Annotated in this window: 15 protein-coding genes; 12 read left to right on the top strand and 3 right to left on the bottom strand. The window is 66.1% G+C overall.

The annotated features are described in order from the left end of the window. Window positions 1-336: 336 nt before the first annotated feature. Window positions 337-2,418, bottom strand: coding sequence for a CHASE2 domain-containing protein (locus ABXS05_RS28250; RefSeq protein WP_367626173.1), 2,082 nt, complete (start codon window positions 2,416-2,418; stop codon window positions 337-339). Continuing rightward, window positions 2,411-3,154, bottom strand: coding sequence for a Crp/Fnr family transcriptional regulator (locus ABXS05_RS28245; RefSeq protein WP_082980208.1), 744 nt, complete (start codon window positions 3,152-3,154; stop codon window positions 2,411-2,413). Before ABXS05_RS28245 ends, ABXS05_RS28250 begins: the two co-directional genes overlap by 8 nt. Before the next feature lie 159 nt (window positions 3,155-3,313). Here ABXS05_RS28245 and ABXS05_RS28240 point away from each other — a divergent pair, with 159 nt between their 5' ends. The 12 genes from ABXS05_RS28240 to ABXS05_RS28185 all read left to right on the top strand — a co-directional run bounded on the left by ABXS05_RS28240 (window position 3,314) and on the right by ABXS05_RS28185 (window position 15,955). Next, window positions 3,314-4,084, top strand: a complete 771-nt coding sequence (locus ABXS05_RS28240; RefSeq protein WP_367626172.1) for a ComF family protein — start codon at window positions 3,314-3,316, stop codon at window positions 4,082-4,084. Between the two features lie 19 nt (window positions 4,085-4,103). Then, window positions 4,104-5,207: a DUF1963 domain-containing protein gene (locus ABXS05_RS28235; RefSeq protein ID WP_367626171.1), complete on the top strand. Its 1,104-nt coding sequence runs from the start codon at window positions 4,104-4,106 to the stop codon at window positions 5,205-5,207. Between the two features lie 126 nt (window positions 5,208-5,333). Continuing rightward, window positions 5,334-5,591: a glutaredoxin 3 gene (grxC, locus tag ABXS05_RS28230; RefSeq protein WP_311937584.1), complete on the top strand. Its 258-nt coding sequence runs from the start codon at window positions 5,334-5,336 to the stop codon at window positions 5,589-5,591. A 12-nt stretch (window positions 5,592-5,603) separates the two neighbouring features. Continuing rightward, entirely contained in the window at window positions 5,604-6,446 is an 843-nt protein-coding gene (locus ABXS05_RS28225; RefSeq protein WP_367626170.1) for a carbon-nitrogen hydrolase family protein, read from the top strand. Beyond that, a complete protein-coding gene (locus ABXS05_RS28220; protein ID WP_367626169.1) occupies window positions 6,443-6,913 on the top strand; it encodes a DUF1178 family protein in 471 nt (156 codons plus the stop codon). The genes ABXS05_RS28225 and ABXS05_RS28220 overlap by 4 nt, the downstream gene beginning before the upstream one ends. A 317-nt stretch (window positions 6,914-7,230) precedes the next feature. After that, on the top strand, window positions 7,231-7,905 hold the full coding sequence (locus ABXS05_RS28215; protein ID WP_367626168.1) for a response regulator transcription factor: 675 nt from the start codon (window positions 7,231-7,233) through the stop codon (window positions 7,903-7,905). Further along, window positions 7,892-10,390 carry a sensor histidine kinase gene (locus ABXS05_RS28210; protein ID WP_367626167.1) on the top strand — a complete coding sequence of 833 codons (2,499 nt, stop codon included), beginning with the start codon at window positions 7,892-7,894 and terminating at the stop codon, window positions 10,388-10,390. The genes ABXS05_RS28215 and ABXS05_RS28210 overlap by 14 nt, the downstream gene beginning before the upstream one ends. Before the next feature lie 186 nt (window positions 10,391-10,576). Beyond that, window positions 10,577-11,536, top strand: a complete 960-nt coding sequence (locus tag ABXS05_RS28205; protein ID WP_367626166.1) for a Bug family tripartite tricarboxylate transporter substrate binding protein — start codon at window positions 10,577-10,579, stop codon at window positions 11,534-11,536. Further along, on the top strand, window positions 11,533-12,048 hold the full coding sequence (locus ABXS05_RS28200) for a tripartite tricarboxylate transporter TctB family protein (RefSeq protein WP_367626165.1): 516 nt from the start codon (window positions 11,533-11,535) through the stop codon (window positions 12,046-12,048). Before ABXS05_RS28205 ends, ABXS05_RS28200 begins: the two co-directional genes overlap by 4 nt. Window positions 12,049-12,228: 180 nt before the next feature. Continuing rightward, window positions 12,229-13,743 carry a tripartite tricarboxylate transporter permease gene (locus ABXS05_RS28195; RefSeq protein ID WP_311937605.1) on the top strand — a complete coding sequence of 505 codons (1,515 nt, stop codon included), beginning with the start codon at window positions 12,229-12,231 and terminating at the stop codon, window positions 13,741-13,743. A 240-nt stretch (window positions 13,744-13,983) separates the two neighbouring features. Then, complete coding sequence (locus tag ABXS05_RS28190) at window positions 13,984-14,652, top strand: TerC family protein (RefSeq protein ID WP_376717683.1); 669 nt, start codon at window positions 13,984-13,986, stop codon at window positions 14,650-14,652. Between the two features lie 274 nt (window positions 14,653-14,926). After that, entirely contained in the window at window positions 14,927-15,955 is a 1,029-nt protein-coding gene (locus ABXS05_RS28185; protein ID WP_311937607.1) for a LacI family DNA-binding transcriptional regulator, read from the top strand. Between the two features lie 6 nt (window positions 15,956-15,961). On the opposite strand, the gene ubiG is transcribed toward ABXS05_RS28185, so the two are convergent. After that, window positions 15,962-16,711, bottom strand: coding sequence for a bifunctional 2-polyprenyl-6-hydroxyphenol methylase/3-demethylubiquinol 3-O-methyltransferase UbiG (gene ubiG / locus ABXS05_RS28180; RefSeq protein WP_367626164.1), 750 nt, complete (start codon window positions 16,709-16,711; stop codon window positions 15,962-15,964). Between the last annotated feature and the right edge of the window lie 446 nt (window positions 16,712-17,157).

The following is a 17,157-nucleotide window of genomic DNA, read 5'->3' as shown; positions in this document are numbered from 1 at the left end:
GTATTTTTTGATTTTTACTTTACATATCACGATCAAGTCACGAGTATATAAATTTAGATTTCATATTGTATAGATATATACTTACCAAACTGAATGATCTTTATAAAGAAACGAAACTCAAATCATCTATACACCAGACTGCGATGTATTAAAATAATACAACAAGATCTATCGATATAAATCGAAACAAGATTATCCTTCACGCCTTGTCTCTAAATTCAAACAGGACAAATAATAGACATTGGAAAAAGTCGATGCCGCTCATCTCAAAAAGCAGGCATGTTGGTATTTTATTACTCTGCGCAGGCCGAACCGGCGGTGCCCTTTCGCCGGATCTCAGGCGAGCGTCTTGACCCAATAGGTCACTGCCGGATCCCCAGGCCAGGTCGCGGCAAGAGCCTCGAACAGGCTCCGCGCCTCGGCCGGCTTCGAGGCCATCCTGTCGAAGGCCGCCATATAGGCTTGGCGGCGCTCGGGAGTGGCATCGTCGGGCCAGGGGCTGAAAACGGCCGTCTGCGCCGTACGCCCCCGCAGCACGACATTGCCGAGGGGCCGCAACCTCTCCGGTTCGCCGATGGCGGCGGCCGCGCGGGCGCCAAGGCAGACCGTGGTGCCGAACTGCTTGTTCAGCGCCTCCAGCCGCGCCGCCGAGTTCACGGCGTCGCCATGGGCGGTATAGTCGAGATGACCAAGACCACCGACGTCGCCCACGATCACGGGCCCGGTATCCAGGCCGATGCGGGTGCGGCCGAAGCCGAGGCGCCTGGCATCTTCGCGCTGGCGGAATTCCGTGGTGAAGCGGCCGATCTCGATGGCGCAGTCCAGCGCCGCCTTGGCATGTCCCTCGACCGTCAGCGGCGCATTGAACAGGCCGTGCACGGCATCGCCGACAATCTTGTCGACCATGCCGCCATGATGGATGACGATGGCGCAGACCCCATCGAAATAGGCATCGAGCGCGCCCACCAGCGTGCGCGGCTCGGCATTCTCCGACATGGTGGTGAAGCCCTCGATATCCGAGAACAGCGCCGTGACCTCCCGCAATTCACCCTCGATCTTCAGCTCTTCCGGCGCGGCTGTGAGGCGGCGCACGATCTCGGGGGAGAGGTAGCGTCCGAACTTGCGCTCGATCGCCCCACGCAGCTTGCGGGTATGGGCGAACATCACCACCAGGGCCGAATTGGCGGCGGCTATGGCCGGGATCAGCGGACCGGCAGGGTCGATCAGCAATCGCGTGCTGGCGAACAGGCCGGCACTGAAGCCGATCCAGCCCAGTATCAGCACCGCCAGCACCGAGCTTGCCGCCAAAGGGCCGAGCCACAGCGCAGCCGCCAGCGCCACGAGGCCGAGGGCGGAGGCGGCAAGTGGCTCGATCAGCCTCGGGCTGTGGATGCGCTGCGGGATGTCACCCGAGCGCAGGCCTTCGATCGCCTCGGCCTGGACCTGCACGGTCGGCGTGAGAGGTCCCGCGGCGGTCGGGAGCAGTGCGCCTGCTTCCGGCGCACTGGCACCGATCAACACGATGCGGCCGGCAAAACGTTGGGCCGGTATCTTGTCGTCCAGCACGTCGGCGGCCGAAACCGTGCGGGCGCGCCAGGTCGACGGAGCGGCGAGATGAAGCCGCACCGAAGCCCCCTCCCGCAAGGGAATGCGTGTCTCTCCCACCGAGGCGGTGGTTCCGTCGGGATCGAGCAGAAAGGCGGATGCGTGCTGCGCGCTTCGGAAGACCTCCATCGCAAAGCCCGCATAGATCTCGCTGCCGCCCCGCACGAAGACCGGCGCGTGGCGCACCTTCGAGCCGGTGACAGGAGAGAGCGACAAAGCGCCGATCGCAACCGCTCCATCCACGAGTGCCGCCGAGGGAGCGACGACACCGGCGGCCTTCTGGGACAGGTCCTGCTGCGGCACCGGAATGATCGGAGGCGGGAAGGGCAATGCATCCTTGCCGGCCTCGTCGGGCAACAAGCCCAGCACGACATCCGAGCGGGCGATCGCTTCGGCGAGCTGCTTGTTCTCATCAGGCAGGCTGTCGGCAACGCTCGTCAGCTCCGTCCGACCAGTCGATTTGGCATAGACTCTCAGCATCGGTGCCGGTGAGCGCCGGTCCGGGCCATCCAGCAGGATATCGACGCCGATGACCTGTGCTTTCGCATCCTGCAGCTTGGTTACCAGATCGGTCAGCCCGCCGCCCCGTCGCCACGGCCACCCTCCCTTGGCGGCCAGGCTGGGCCTGTCGATGTCAACCACCACCACGCCATCGGGCAGGCGCTTGGGCGGGATCACGCTCTCGAGAAAGTCGAAGGCTTCTTCGCGCAGTGTGTTGGCGGCCCCGCCTGGATTGTAGACGAGAAAGCAAAGACCGAGGATGAAGGCCGCCAGGCCGGTGGCAATTGCGGGCTTGAAGGCAAGATCAGCCACGCGCCGCGTCCTGGCCGGCGCCGGCATGCGCCTCGCCGGGGACCGTTTCCGCCTGCGCCAGTTGGGTAAGCGCGGCCACATGGCAATGCACGATGGCGCCGCGCCGTTCGATCGCCCCCCGCTCCTCGAAAGCGGCGAGCAGCCGGTTGACCTTGGGCCGGCTGGCGCCGACGAAGCTGGCGATCGCGCTTTGCGAGATCGTCAGCGGCGCACTGCGGGCGCCGTCGGCGCGGGTGCGCCCGTACCGCTTGACATGCCAGAGCAGGAAGCGGGCCAGCCGGGCCTCGAGCGGATAGAGCGCGATCGATTCGAGCTGGTCGGTGGTGTCGCGCAGCCGCGCGCACAGCACCTGCAGGATCGGCATCTGCAGCGCGGGGCGGGTGGCGAGCAGCCGCACGAAGGAGGCCTGCGCGATGAAACCGGCAACCACCGGCCCGACTGCGGTGGCATCCGCAGTGCGCCTGCCGCTGTCCAGCACCGCGATCTCGCCGATCACGTCCCCCGGCCCGGCTTCACGCAGAATCAGCTCGCGTCCCTCGACGGAAACGATGGAAAGGCGGATCGTACCCTGGAGCACGATCAGCATGCCCTCACCCGGCGCGCCCCGCGAGAAGATCGATTCGCCGTCGCGAAAACGTTGTTCGATGGCAAGATTCGCAACCGCGTCGATATCCTCCGGGCTTGCGCCGGCAAACAGATCGAGGCGGGCAATGGCAGTGCGAAGCGGGACGGACATTGACGCAAATATTCCAGTCTCAAACGTAAATATGGCGGGTATAATGGCGATGTCGGGCTCGCTCGGCAAATTAAGCCCTAATGCCTTCTCATATTACCGGTGGCACTTCCACTGCAATGTCCTGATGACAGGCTCGGTAATCTTTGCCACTTTGCCGCCATGTCCGTCCCCGCCATAGCCCCCTCCTCGCTGTCGCGCCTGCTCCTGCAGGCGGGAAGCCGGCTGGCCGACATCATCCTGCCGCCGCGCTGTCTGAGCTGCCGGGAAACCACGGCCAGCCACGCCAATCTATGCGTGGCCTGCTGGCAGCAGCTGTCCCTGATCGAGCGGCCCTATTGCGAGAGACTGGGCATTCCCTTCGTCTACGACCATGGCGAGGGCATGGTGTCGGCCCAGGCGATCGCCGATCCGCCCGCCTATGGCCGGGCCAGGGCCGCGGCCCGCTATGAAGGCGCCGCCATCGAGCTGGTGCATCGGCTCAAATATGGCGACCGCGTCGAGATCGCGCCCTTCATGGGCCGACTGATGACCCAGGCCGGACAGGACGTGCTGGCCGACGCCGACATGCTGGTGCCGATACCGCTGCATCGCCTGCGGCTGTGGCGGCGGCGCTTCAACCAGGCCGCCCTGCTGGCGCGCGAGATCGGCAATCGGAGTGGGGTGACCTATGAACCGCTGCTGCTCGGCCGCTCCAGGCGCACGGCCCATCAGGTCGGCCTCAGCCGCAGGGAACGGGCCAGCAACGTGCAAGGCGCCTTCGTGGTCCCGCCAAGCGCCAGGTCTGCGATCAAGGGCAAGCGCATCGTGCTGATCGACGATGTGCTGACCTCCGGCGCCACGGGCGAAGCGGCGGCGCGTGCCCTGCTGCGGGCCGGAGCAGCCAATGTCGACATGCTGGTGTTCGCCCGGGTGGCGACGCCGATCGAGTAACCGAACGGGACTGCCTAACTTGGATCCGATAGACCAATCGCCTCTTCTCGCCTGGCCCGACAGCCGCGAGTCCCTGCACAGTTCCCTGAGCGAAGCCGGCCTCGCCCCCGAAAGCGTCGCCCGGCTCGCCGAGCAGGCCCGGCCGGCGCTGGTGCTGGAAACCACGCCTTGCGAGGAAAGCCGGATTCCGCTCGGCGCCAGCAAGATCGGCGGCCTGCCCGATTTACCCGACACCATGGCCTGGCCGGAACGCCCGCCCTATGGCGATGCGGCCGAACGCACCCAGGCCCATCTCACAGAGGCGGATCGCCTGGCCAGCGAAGCCACGCGACCAGGCTCATGGCTGACGCCCGAGCACGCCCGCGAAGCCAGCCGCGAGCAGAGCGATCTCGCCCGGGCGGTGACAGCGGTGTTTCCCCTCGCCTTCATCGCCCAACTCGATCTGGCCGCGCTGTCGTTGACCCCCGGCTTTCCCGCGGCACTGCCCCATCACGGCCGCCTGCTGCTGTTCTGCGACTATTGGGTGAAGCCGAAACCCTACGATCCCCATGCCGCGACCGGGCTGCGCCTGATCTGGGACAAGACCCCGGTGGAGCGCCTGGAGCGCAAGGTCGAACCCGCCGCCCTGGCGGCCCTGGCGCAGGAACGCTGGAGCAGCCGCTTCAAGCCGGCCGCCGTGACGGCGCGCCCCGTCGTCACCGCCATCCCGCCGAGCGACAAGGCCTTCGATGCCTTCCCGCATGGCGAGGAAGCCTCCACCTTCTGGGACGAGGATAGCGAGGAGATCCACTACGAGACCTGGCTCGGCCGCTACGGCATGCCGGACGGCAAAGGCGGCGCCAACCACCAGCTCGGCGGCTGGCCGCGCCCGCTGCAGAACGGCATGCAGGCCCAGGCCCAGCTGGCTTCGCACGGTATTTTCTGCGGCACGGGCGAGGCCTATGCCAGCGCGGAGGCTCGCAGGCTGCTGCGCTCGGCGGATCGCTGGCGCCTGCTGCTGCAGATCGGCCGGGACGATGCCCTCGGCCTGCTGCCCTCCGGCGCACTCTATATCCTGATGCGCGAGCACGACATGCGCATCCGCGCCTTCGACCGGGCGTGGATGGTCTTCCAGAAGCCGTGAGCGGATGCCTGCGGCGCCGGGGCGCCCCTTCTTGTCGGCCTGCGGCAACTGCCTATAATACCGATTGATTTTGGCTCTCCGCCTTCCCATCTGTGGGCGAGGTCGTTTGTGGATGGAATGAAGGCAATGCCGCCTGTCGTCGTGTATTCGAAATCCTGGTGCCCCTATTGCAAGGCGGCCAAGGCCCTGCTGACCCGCAAGGGCATTCCCTTCGAGGAGATCGACGTCGACGGCAAGCCCGAGCTGCAGGAAGCCATGAGCCTGCGCGCCAACGGGCGGCGCACGGTGCCGCAGATCTTCATCGGGGACACCCATGTCGGCGGCAGCGACGATCTTCATGATCTCGAGGCTGCCGGCGGCCTCGACAAGCTTCTCGCCGCCTGAGGGAGACCTTCCATGCGTTTCAAAGCCGCCGTCCTGCAAATGCGCTCCGGCCTGGTGCCCTCGGCCAATGTCGACACTGTCGCCGCTGCCGCCCGCGAAGCCAAGGCCGCCGGAGCGGACTATCTGCAGACCCCCGAGATGACCACCGTGGTCAATCGCGACCGGGCCGCCATGATGGCCGTGATCGGCGACGAGAAGACCAATCCCGAGCTCGACGCCTTCCAGGCCATCGCCCGCGACAACGGTTTGCACCTCCATATCGGCTCCATGGCGGTGCGCGTGGGCGACAAGGCCGCCAACCGCGCCTTCGTCATCGATCCCAAGGGCGAGGTGCTCGCCTCCTATGACAAGATCCATCTGTTCGACGTCGATCTTGCCGGCGGCGAGTCATGGCGCGAGTCCAATGCCTATGTCGGGGGCGAAGAGGCCGTGGCGGTCGACCTGCCCTTTGCCCGGCTGGGCCTTGCCATCTGCTATGATGTGCGCTTTCCCCAGCTCTTCCGCGCCTATGGCGATGCCAGCGCTGATGTGATCAGCGCACCGGCCTGCTTTACCAAGCAGACGGGCGAAGCCCATTGGCATGTGCTGCAGCGCGCCCGCGCCATCGAGAACGGCGCCTGGATGATCTCGGCCGCCCAGGTCGGCCATCACGACGACGGCCGCGACACCTATGGCCATTCCGTCATCGTCGATCCCTGGGGCAGGGTGGTCGCCGATGCCGGCGATACGCTCGGCTTGATCTATGGCGAGGTCGACGTGCATGTCGTGGCGGCGACACGCGGCAAGATCCCCAATCTCAAGAATGCGCGTTCGTTCACGGTAAAGACGGAACCCGCGCTGAGGGCTGCAGAGTGATTCGCTTTTCCCTCGTCTGCGACCAGGGGCACGAGTTCGAAAGCTGGTTTCGCGACAGTGCCGCCTATGACGACCAGGCCGAGCGCGGCCTGCTGAGCTGCGCCCATTGCGCCTCCACCAAGATCGGCAAGGCCATCATGGCGCCGCAGGTGGCTCGCAAGGATCGAGAAAGCGGGAATCCCGACATCAAAATTCGCGAAAACCTGCCGGCCTTGCCGCAGCCGGTAGCCCTGACCTCCCCGGAAGAACAGGCTTTGCGGACTAAGGTGCGCGAACTGCATGCCATGCTGACGGCGAAATCCGACTATGTCGGCGACAAATTCGCCACCGAAGCCCGCAAGATGCATGATGGCGAGATCGAACATCGCACCATCCATGGCGAGGCGACCGGCGAGGATGTCCGCAGCCTGCTCGAGGACGGCATCGACATCCTGCCTCTGCCGATGCTGCCGGACGATCGGAACTAGCACTGGGCGGGCTGGTCTTCAGAGACTGACCGAAAAGTCATGGGAACCTCGACCTTTGTCATCACCGGGCTTGCCCCGGTGATCCAGGGCCTCAATCTCCACGGATTGCGGTAGCTGGATGCCCGGGACAAACCCGGGCATGACATAAGGTGGAGCTTTTCTCGGTTCCCTTGCGAATTTTGAGTCAGGCCCTTCAGGCCAGCCTGGAGAGGCAAAGCCTGCGGACTGGTCCGGCGGGTCTGAAGACCACGCCCCCAATCCCACCTTCCCTATCCGCGCGCTCGGCCCTACAGTTCCCGAAACGAAAGGGAGGTCGATTGCGCATCCTGCTGGTCGAGGACGCCGAGGATCTGGGCGATGCCATGGTGGCGAGGCTGCGCAGCTCCGGCCATGCCGTGGAGTGGCTACGCGACGGCACGCTCGCTTCCGAGCGCCTGCGCGAGGAAACCTTCGACGCGGTGGTGCTCGACGTGATGCTGCCGGGCCGCGACGGCTTCGCCATCCTGTCCGATCTGCGCCGGGCCGGCCATGGCACGCCGGTCCTGGTGGTCACCGCCCGTTCAGAGGTCGACGACAAGATCAGCCTGCTCGATCTCGGCGCCGACGACTATCTGGTCAAGCCCTTCGACTTGCGCGAATTCGAGGCCAGGCTGCGCGCCGTGATGCGCCGGCCGGCCGGCATGCGTGCCAGCACCATCGAGGTCGAGGCCCTGACGATCGACCTCGCGGCGCGCACGGTCGCGATCCAGGGCAAGCCCATCGATTGCGGCCGGCGCGAATTCCGCCTGCTCGAAATCCTCGTCGCCAAGCTCGGCCAGGTGGCACCCAAGGAACGGCTGATGGACCAGGTGTTCAGCCTCGACGACGAGGTCTCCATCAACGCCCTGGAACTGCTGGTCTCGCGGCTGCGCCGCAAGCTGCAGGGCGCCGGCATCGAGATCGTGACGATGCGCGGCGCTGGCTACATGGCGCGGCGGCATGACGGCACCTGACGCTCCTGCCCGCGCTACCGCCTCGATCCGCCGTCGCGTGCTGGCGGCCGCCCTCATCGTGCTTGCCCTCGCCGCGCTCGCCTTCATCGTCTTCATCCATTCCTATGCCCGCCGCGCCGCCGACGAGGCCTATGATCGATTGCTCACCGCCTCCGCCCTCACCATCGCCGGGGCCGTGCTGGTCGAGGAGGGGCGCGTCACCGTCGAACTGCCTTACGCCGCCCTCGCCATGCTCGGCTCGGGTGGTGACCGCATCTATTACCAGGTCGAGGCGCCCGACGGCGCCCTGGTCACCGGTTACGGCGACCTCGCCGAGGATCTGCCGGCCGTGCGCTCGGCCGAAACCGTCTTCGCCGATTCGAGTTTTCACGGCGAACCCGTGCGGGTCGCCAGCATCGGCCGCCTGATCTCGGCCAGCAACGCCGCCGGCTGGGTGACCATCCGCGTCGCCGAGACGCGCGGCGCGCGCACCGCCCTCGCGTCCGAGATCGCCTCACGCGCCGTGCTGCCGTTGATCGGCGTCCTCGTGCTCGCCTTGGCCCTGGTCTGGTTCGGCGTGCAGCGGGCCTTCGCGCCGCTCACCACGGTGGAAGCGGCGCTACGCGATCGGGCCCCGCAAGATCTTTCGCCCCTCGCCGTGCCGGTGCCCGTCGAGGTCAGCCAGCTCGTTGCCGCCCTCAACGACTTCATGCGCCGCCTCGCCAGCGTGATGAACGCCCTGTCGGGCGTAGTCGCCGATGCGGCCCATCAGGTGCGCACCCCGCTCGCCTCCCTGCGCGCCCAGGCCGAAGTGGCGCTGGACGAGCGCGACTACCAGGCCCTGCATGAGCGCGTGGCCAAGATCCACCGCAACGCCGTGCACGCCAGCGAGCTGGTGAGCCAGCTCCTGATGGAAGCGACGCTGACCCACCGGCTCGAGAGCCGCGAATCCGTCCTCATTCCCATCACCGACCTCGTCGAGGACGTCGCACGCCGCTTCGACCCCGATGAGGCCGGACGCCTCGCCGTGACCATCGCCCCCACCCTGGCCGGCGCCCGCCTCAAGGGCGATCGCCTCGCCTTGCAGGAGATGTTGCGCAACCTCGCTGGCAATGCCCTGCTCTATGCCCCCGGCAGCGCAGTGGAGATCGTGGCCGAGCCGGAGGGGAAGGAACGCGTGCTCGTCAGGGTGTGCGACCGCGGCCCCGGCATTCCCGATGCGGAGAAGGAAACCGTGCTCCAGCGCTTCCAGCGCGGGCATGCCGGTGCCGGCACCGTGGGTTCGGGGCTCGGCCTGCCGATCGCCCGCACCGTGGCGCAGGCCCATGGCGGCAGCCTGTCCCTGCAGGATCGGCCCGGTGGTGGGCTGGAGGTCCGGCTCGAACTGCCACTGGCGCCGGAGCCCGCGAGGGCGCGCGTGGTTCTCAAGCGTGGCGCCGCGGCCATCGCCCTGGCCCTCGGGATCGCCGCCGGAGGCGGCTGGATCGATGCCGCCCAAGCCGCCCCCAAACCCTATCCGGCACCGGTAGCGGGCGGACCGACGCTCTCAATCCTCGGCACCACCGACACACCGCAATTCGAATTGCTGATCCACGACTTCCAGGAACTGCATCCCGACGTCAATGTCACCTATGAGGAAACCGATACGCTGCCGCTCTATCAGCGCACGCAGGAGAAGCGGCTGGATGCCGACGTCGATCTCCTGGTTTCCTCGGCCGCCGACCTGCAGGTCAAGCTCGCCAATGATGGCCACGCCCTCCCCCACGCCTCGCCTTTGCTGCCGGCCCTTCCTGCCTGGGCGAGCTGGCGCTCGGAGATTTTCGGCTTCACCTTCGAACCGATCGTCATCGTCTATAACCGCGCGCTTGTGCCCGACGCACAAGCCCCGCATTCCCATCTCGCTCTCACCGAACTCCTGGAACAGGAAACCGACCGCTTCCGCGGCAAGGTGGCGACCTACGATATCGGCAAGAGCGGAGTCGGCCATCTGCTGGCGGCACAGGATGCCCAGATCTCCTCGAACTTCTGGCGCCTGACCCGCGCTCTCGGCCGGGCCGACGTCAAGCTTTCGGGCTCCAGCCCAGCCATCCTGGAGGGAATCGCCTCCGGCTCCCTGGCGCTGGGCTACAATGTGCTCGGCTCCTACGCCTATGCCCGCCAGCGCCTCGACAAGCGCATCGGCATCGTCATTCCCGACGATTACGCCCTCATCCTCACCCGCGTGATGCTGGTGCCGCGCTGGGCCAACCAGCCCGATCTCGGCCGCACCTTCATCGACTATGCCCTCTCCCCCCGGGGACAGGCGGTGGTGGCAGGCCAGGCGGCGCTGGGCTCGATCGTGCCAGGCACGCCAGGCGGCTGGACGGCCGAGCGCATCAGCGCCGCTTCACGCGGCGTGCTGCAGCCGATTACACTCGGCCCGGCCCTGTTGGTGGCCCTCGACCAGGAGCGCAAGGCCCGCTTCCTGGCGACCTGGCGCCAGCTCGTCACCGACGGCTCGCGCTGACAGGTCGTTGACAGGAATAGTTGCTATCGTGTCTGCAACCGGACCTGGCAAGGTCCGGAACAAGACGTAGGGCGCTGGGGGGAACGGCTGCCATGGAGCGGCCTCGAGGTGCATGTCCCTTCCTCCTTTCCCTACCCGCACGATCGCAAGCGTTCGGCCATGAACGCTTTGCTCAGGGAGGAAATGATGAAGAGACTCTTGCTTGCCTGCGCCACCGCGGGCGCCCTGGCTTTTTCCAGCCTCGCGGCTTTTGCCCAGACGGCGGGTTATGAGATCATGGCTCCGGCCGCACCGGGCGGCGGTTGGGACCAGACCGCCCGCACCATGCAGATCGCGCTACGCACCGAAAAGATCGCCCGCAACGTGCAGGTCAACAACGTCGCCGGCGCCGGCGGCACCATCGGCCTGGCCCAATTCGTCAACCAGGCCAAGGGCAATCCCTCCGCGCTGATCGTCGGCGGCTATGTCATGGTCGGCGCCATCCTCACCAACAATTCCGCCGTCAGCTTGGCCGACGTCACGCCGATCGCCCGCCTCACCGGCGAGAGCGAAGCCATCGTCGTGCCGGCCTCCTCGCCGATCAAGACGCTGGGTGACCTGGTCGAGGCCCTCAAGAAGGATCCGGGCTCCGTCTCCTGGGCCGGCGGCTCGGCCGGCGGCACCGACCACATCACCGCGGGCCTTTTCGCCAAGGCCGTGGGCGTCGATCCCTCCAAGATCAACTATGTCGCCTTCGCCGGCGGCGGCGAGGCCGTTGCGGCCGTGCTCAGCGAGCAGGTGACGGCCGGCATTTCCGGCTATGGCGAATTCGAGAGCCAGATCAAGGGCGGCGCGCTGCGCCTGCTGGCGGTGTCCGGCGCCAAGCGCATCGACGGTGTCGATGCCCCCACCTTCAAGGAAGCCGGCGTCGACGTTGCCCTGGAAAATTGGCGCATGGTCGCCGCCGCTCCCGGCATCACGCCCGAGCAGAAGGCCGCCATCACCGCCGACATCGAAAAGATGGTGAAGTCGAAGACCTGGCAGGACACGCTCAAGACCCGCGGCTGGACCGACACCTATCTGTCCGGTGACGCCTTCGATGCCGCCTTGAAGAGCGACATCGCCGCCACCGGCACGGTGCTCAAAGACATCGGCCTGGTCAAATGAGCAGCGCCGGGGGCAGAACGGAGCACGGGCGTCCGCCCGGCTCCACCGTCGCCGGGCTGGTGATCGCAGCCGGCCTGGTGATCCTCGCCGTCGTCATCGGCATCGATGCGGCCATGCTCAACACCAAGGTCGCCAGCGACCCGCTCGGGCCGGCCGCCTTCCCCTACGCCGTCGCGGCCGGACTGCTCGTCCTCGCGGTGGCCACGGTCATCTCCGCCCTGCGCGGCAAGACGCCGACGCCGGAGGAGAGCCAGGATTTCACCGCAGTCGGCTGGGTGATCGCCGGCCTGCTGGCGCAGATCCTGCTCATCGCCGTCAATGCCGGCTTCTCGCTCGCCAGCGGCCTGCTGTTTGGACTGGCCGCCCGCGGCTTCGGCAAGCCGCTCTGGCTGGCCAGCCTGGTCGGCGTGGCACTCTCCTTCCTGACCTGGCTGGCGTTCTCGCAGCTCCTGCAATTGTCGCTGCCGCAGGGACCGCTCGAACATGCGGTCTCCGCGCTCCTGAGTGATTGAAACGCTCATCGGCTGCAGTCGCGCATCCTTTGATTCTTGTTGAAGTCCAGCCGCCCCTCACCCTTACCCTCGCCCCGTCCTTACGGGGAGAGGGTAAGGGTGAGGGGCAGCGGCACCTTACGATAGGGGGGTAAGCAACTCCCTACCGGTTTTTCTGAAAAACGCTCATAGGACCCTTCGATGCAGACATTCGGTCATCTGGTCGACGGATTGGCGGTCGCCCTGCAACCGTTCAACCTCATCTGCGCCTTCATCGGCGTCACGCTGGGCACGCTGATCGGCGTGTTGCCCGGCATCGGCCCGGCGCTGACCATCGCCCTGCTCCTGCCGGTGACCTTCCAGCTCGACCCTTCGGGCACCGGCGCGCTCATCATGTTCGCCGGCATCTACTACGGCGGCATGTATGGCGGCTCGACCACCTCCATCCTGCTCAATACGCCGGGCGAAAGCTCCTCGATGGTCACCGCCGTCGAAGGCAACAAGATGGCCAAGGCCGGGCGAGGCGGCCCTGCTCTGGCCACGGCCGCGATCGGCTCCTTCGTTGCCGGCCTCTTGGCGACACTGGCCTTGGCCTTCATCGCGCCTTGGGTGGTCAAGTTCGCCCTGTCCTTCAAGTTCATCGACAAATTCGCCCTGATGGTGCTCGCCTTCGTCACCGTATCGGCGGCGTTCGGCAATTCGGCCCTCCGGGGCCTGACTTCGCTGTTCATCGGCCTCGTCATCGGCCTGATCGGCAAGGATATCGTCAGCGGCCAGAACGGGCGCCTGACCATGGGCCTGGCCGATCTGCGCGGCGGCATCGAGGTCACCATCCTTGCCGTCGCCCTGTTCGCCATCGGCGAAGCGCTGGCCGTCGCGGCCACCCACCAGCTCAGCACAGGCACGGTGGAGGCGATCAAGGGTTCGATCTGGATGGGCCGAGAGGACTGGCGGCGTTCCTGGAAGCCCTGGCTGCGTGGCACTTTGTTCGGTTTCCCGATCGGGGCGATGCCGGCGGGCGGTGCGGAGATCGGCACCTTCCTCTCCTATGCCGCGGAGAAGCGCCTGGCCGAAAAACCCGAAGAGTTCGGCCACGGTGCCATCGAAGGGGTCGCCGGGCCGGAAGCGGCCAACAACGCCTCGGCCGCCGGCACGCTGGTGCCGCTGCTCACGCTCGGCCTGCCGACCTCGGCGACCGCCGCCGTCATGCTTGCCGGCTTCCAGCAATTCGGCCTGCAGCCCGGCGCCCAGCTCTTCACCTCCAATCCCGAGCTGGTCTGGGGTCTGATTGCCAGCCTGCTGGTCGCCAATTTCATGCTGCTGGCACTGAACCTGCCGCTGGTCGGCCTGTGGGTGAAGCTGCTCACCATCCCACGCCCCTGGCTCTATGCCGGCATCCTCCTGTTCGCCACGCTCGGCACGCTCGCGGCCAATCCCTCGCCCGCCCAGCTCGCCATGCTGCTCGCCTTCGGCCTGATGGGCTACGGCCTCAGGCTCTACGACTATCCGATCGCACCGGTGGTGGTGGGGCTGATCCTAGGACCGCTTGCCGAAGAACAGCTTCGCAAGGCGCTCCAGCTGCATCAGGGCTTCTTCAGCTCGGTGCCGGCGGTGGTCCTCTTCAGCATCGCCGCCCTGGCTCTCGTCGTCCCGGCCTATATGCGCTGGCGCGGGCGCGGCAAGGTTCTCACCCAGCTCGCCGCTTCGGAGGATTGAAACCACGTTCCGGCAGCCATGCCGGAACGTTACTTTTCTTTCATCTCGACTTGCAGTACACCACCCGCACCAGGCCGGGCCCCTCTGGCAGTTCCCAATGCGTAGCGTTCCGGGAACTGTGATGTCGGACTGGAGCAAACAGAGCGGTCCCGGCGCGTCGGCGTCCCCCAGCGCCCCAGGCTTTCCTCCTGGTTCGAATCGGCACCGCTCTCCCGCACCGGAACGAGAGAGCCTTCTTCCATGCCCGATATCCTTGCCATCCTGTCGGAAGCCATTTCCGTCTCCTCCCTGGTCGCCCTCGGCCAGGTCATCCTGATCGACCTGGTCCTGGCCGGCGACAATGCCATCGTCATCGGCCTTGCCGCAGCCGGCCTTCCCAAGGAGCAGCGGACCCGCGCCATCCTGATCGGCATCGCCGCCGCCACCGTATTGCGCATCTTCTTTGCCGCCATCACGACCCAGCTTCTCGCCATTGTCGGGCTTCTGCTCGCCGGCGGCATCCTGCTCCTGTGGGTGTGCTGGAAGATGTGGCGCGAGCTGAGCACCAGCCATAGCGAGGAAGCCGCCGCCCAGCACGCCCTCGACGGCGACGGGGAGAACGGCAATGGCTCGAGCAACGGCACTCCGCGCAAGACTTTTGCCCAGGCCGCCTGGCAGATCGTGGTCGCCGACGTCTCGATGTCGCTCGACAACGTCCTCGCCGTCGCCGGTGCGGCGCGCGACCATCTGTGGGTGCTGATCTTCGGCCTGGTCGTCTCGATCGCGCTGATGGGCATCGCGGCGAGCCTGATCGCCCGCCTGCTCAATCGCTATCGCTGGATCGCCTATGTCGGCCTGCTCGCCATCCTCTATGTCGCCGGCGACATGATCTATCGCGGCGCCAAGGAAGTCTGGCCCCTGATGTTCTGAGGCGGTTGACCCGAACGTCATCCAGGCCGGCAGCAATGCCGGCCTTTTTTCTGGATCGGCATCCATCCTGCTCAAGGATGATGAACGCCCCTCAGGAATCACTCCCGGTTTCAGGGCGTCGTTCACCGCTGCAAGCCGGCTCAGGGACACCGGCAATACCGGCCTGATATGAACGGGATAGCGACGATTTAGAGGCAGGATCCGACCGCCCATTGCCGTTTGCCTCGTCGAATCTTCTGAGGTACGTTCCCGAAAGATCGGGACAGGTGGAACCATGGCGCGGGCAACGGTGCACGATCTGGCGCGTGCGGCAGGCGTGAGCCTGGCCACCATCGACCGCGTGCTCAATCGCCGCGGCGGCGTGCGGCCGGCGACGATCGAGAAGGTCGAGCAGGCCATGGCCCGGCTGAATTATCGCCGCGACATGGCAGCGGCCATGCTGGCCAAGCAGCAGGAATATCGCTTCGTCTTTCTCGTGCCGGTCGGCGTGAACACCTTCATGCGCAATCTGGCGAACGAGGCGACGCGCCTGTCCGATCTCAACGCCGCCGACCGGATCAGCATCCGCGTCGTCGAGATCCCGCCCTTCGATGACGACAAGCTCGCCGGGATCCTCAACGGCCTCGACAGCACCGATATTTCGGGCGTGGCCGTGGTCGCCACCGAGAACGCCCAGATACGCCAGGCCATCGACCGGCTGGCCGAGCGCGGCATACCGGTGGTGACGCTGGTGTCCGACGTGCCGGCCTCGCGCCGCGCCCATTTCGTCGGCATCGACAACAGCGCCGCCGGGCGCACTGCCGGCTCGCTGATGGGGCGCTTTCTGCGCGGGCGATCAGGCCGCATTGCCGTGCTTGCCGGCTCGATGCTGCTGCGCGACCATGTCGAGCGCCATTTCGGCTTTGAACGCGTGCTGCGTACCGAATATCCCGATCTCGTCACCCTGCCTGTGATCGAAGGCCGCGACAATGGCACTATCGTGGAGGAAGTGCTCGGCGCCCTGCTCGACAACCATCCTGACATCATCGGCCTCTACAGCCTCGGTGGCGGCAATCGCGGCGTGATCGCCGCCTTGAACAAGCGCCATGCCGGCGCCCGCATCTGCGTGATCGCGCATGAATTGACCACCCATTGCCGCGAAGCCCTGGTCGACGGCACCTTCGATGCCATCCTCAACCAGGACCCCGGCCACGAAGCCCGCAGCGCCATGCGCGTACTGCGCGCCCTCACCGACGGCCAGCCGATCGACCAGGGCCAGGAACGCATCCGCATCGACATCTATCTCAGGGACAATCTGCCCTGAGGCTGCTCACGCCGCGCGCGAAAACACCATCATGTAGTTGACGTCGGTGTCGCGGCTGAGCCGCCATTCGTCCAGCAGGGGATTGTAGATCACGCCGCAGCGGTCGAGCTCGGCCAGGCCTTGCGGCGTCACCGCCTCCTCGATCTCCGCCGGCTTGACGAACTTGTTCCAGTCATGCGTGCCACGCGGCACCCAGCCCAGCACCTTCTCGGCCGCCACGATTGCCAGCGCATAGGCCTTCATGGTGCGGTTGAGGGTGGCGACGAAGAGGAGGCCGCCGGGCTTCACCATATCGGCACATGTCTCGAGGAAGGCGGCGGGGTCGGTGACATGCTCGACGATCTCCATCGCCAGCACCACGTCGAAGCGCTCGCCGGCCGCTTCGAGCTCCTCGGCCGGCAGGACGCGATAGTCGATGGCGAGGCCCGAGCGGGCGGCATGGGCCTTGGCCATTTCGACATTGGTCGCGGCCATGTCGATACCGACGACCTCGCCTCCGAGCTTGGCCAGCGGTTCGCTGAGCAGGCCGGCACCGCAGCCGATATCGGCGAGCCTGAGGCCCTTGAGCCCGTCGAGGGCGACGGAGGAGCGGCCGAAATGCCCGGCGATCTGGTCCCGCACATAGCGCAGGCGCACCGGATTCAGCCGGTGCAGCGCCCGCATGGTGCCGCGCGGGTTCCACCAATCGGCCGCCATCGCCTCGAAACGTTCGATCTCCTTGGGATCGACCGACGAACCCGTGCCTGCTGCGCTCATTGCCTGCGTCCTGGAGAAAGGCGCGTTGCGACGGGAACGCTCATTTGCTCCAGCTCCTTGTTTCCAAGCCAATCCGACGGATTGGCTAGTGCCTCTCGCGATTCTTGCCGATTCCGTCAAATCGCAAAACGCAAAAATCGCGTGGTACAGAGCAGAAAACTACCATTTTCAGCCGCTTGTGTGGCCCCGATCTGCCCCTAAGGCAACCCCATTAACAATGCCCTGCTCTCTTTCTCGATATTGTCATCGCAATTTGGCAATTTCCGTCGCGCCTGGACTTTGAGCGGCCTTAATTTCAGCTATGGTCACCCGAGCCGCATCGACCGGGCAAAGCCGGCCTTCCCAAGGCGAGGAATCCTCGTCCTGGGAAGGCCGGCACGGTATTCGGCCGATGTGGAATTTCCGAGCCCGTCGATGGGCGGGTTCGGAAATTCCACAGAGCGCCG

The sequence above is a fragment of the Labrys neptuniae genome, assembly GCF_040797145.1.
Classification (GTDB): domain Bacteria; phylum Pseudomonadota; class Alphaproteobacteria; order Rhizobiales; family Labraceae; genus Labrys; species Labrys neptuniae.
The sequence above is the reverse complement of the archived record's forward strand: the minus strand, read 5'-3'. Positions and strand labels throughout refer to the sequence as shown.